At 70.2% G+C, this 1134-nt stretch carries 2 protein-coding genes and 1 other annotated feature; both genes read right to left on the bottom strand.

Features of this window, described 5'->3' with window-relative positions; genetic code table 11:
- Positions 1-733, bottom strand: a 733-nt coding sequence (locus N801_RS19020; RefSeq protein ID WP_052113317.1) for an IS3 family transposase, incomplete at its 3' end; no start/stop codon positions are given.
- Positions 644-772 (bottom strand) — a sequence feature (AL1L pseudoknot). (Overlaps the previous gene by 90 nt.)
- A complete protein-coding gene (locus N801_RS19025; protein ID WP_035940923.1) occupies positions 730-1056 on the bottom strand; it encodes a transposase in 327 nt (108 codons plus the stop codon). Its footprint overlaps the feature before it by 43 nt. The genes N801_RS19025 and N801_RS19020, both read right to left, overlap by 4 nt.
- Positions 1057-1134 lie beyond the last annotated feature (78 nt).

Consider the following 1134-nt stretch of genomic DNA (forward strand, 5'->3'; position numbering starts at 1 on the left):
GGCCGATGATCGATTCGGCCATGGCGTTGTCGTTGGAGTCGCCGACGGTGCCGATCGAGGCCAGGGCGCCGGCGTCGGCGAGGCGGTCGGCGTAGCGGATGGCCGTGTACTGCGACCCGGCGTCGGAGTGGTGCACCATCCCGGTGACGTCGTGTCCGGCGCGGGAGCGGACCCACAACGCCATCTCCAGGGCGTCCAGGGGCAGCTCGGTCGGCATCCGGTTCGCGGTGCGCCACCCGACGATGCGGCGGGAGTACACGTCGGTGACGAACGCGGTGAAGCACACCCCGGTCCAGGTCGGCACGTAGGTGAAGTCGACCACCCACAGCCGGTTGGGTGCCGGGGCGGTGAAGTCCCGCTTGACCAGGTCGCCCGGCCTGACAGCTGCGGGGTCGGGCACTGTCGTCTTCCAGGTGCGACCGCGGGTCGCCCCGCGCAGCCCGGCCTGGCGCATCAACCGTGCCACGGTGCACCGGGCGACGGTGTGGCCGTCGCGCCGCAGCAGGTGCCACATCTTGCGGTACCCAGCCACACTGCGACCCTTGGCGCGGTCGGCGTGCACGACCTTGATGACCTCGAGCAGCTGCGCGTCGCGCACCGCCCGCGCGGACGGCGTGCGCGACCGGGCGGCGTAGTAGGTGGACGGGGCGATCTTCACGCCGTGCTCGGTGAGCACGGAGCAGATCGGCTCGACCCCGAACCGGTCCCGGTGATCGGTGATGAACGCGATCACCACGGCAGTCGCGGGTCGAGCTCCCGCGCGAAGAACGAGGAGGCCGCCAGCAGGATCTCGTTGGCCCGCTTGAGCTCCTTGACCTCGGCCTCGAGGTCCTTGATCTTCCTGGCGTCATCGGTGGTGGTGCCCGCGCGGCGGCCGGCGTCGACGTCGGCCTGCTTGACCCACCCGCGCAGCGTGTCCGCGTTGACCCCGGTACGCGACCCGATGCGCACCACGGCCGCGTTCACCGACAGACCAGGGTCTTGCTCACGCGCCTCCACCACGAGCCTGATCGCTCGCTCCCGCAGCTCCTGCGGGTACTTCCTCGGTGCTGGCATGGTCATCATCCTTCGCGGATTCAGACCCTCCATCAACCCCGGGGCGGTTCAAGTGTCAGGACATCGCTGACGGTACTG

This window comes from Knoellia aerolata DSM 18566 (assembly GCF_000768695.1).
GTDB classification, from domain to species: Bacteria; Actinomycetota; Actinomycetes; order Actinomycetales; family Dermatophilaceae; genus Knoellia; species Knoellia aerolata.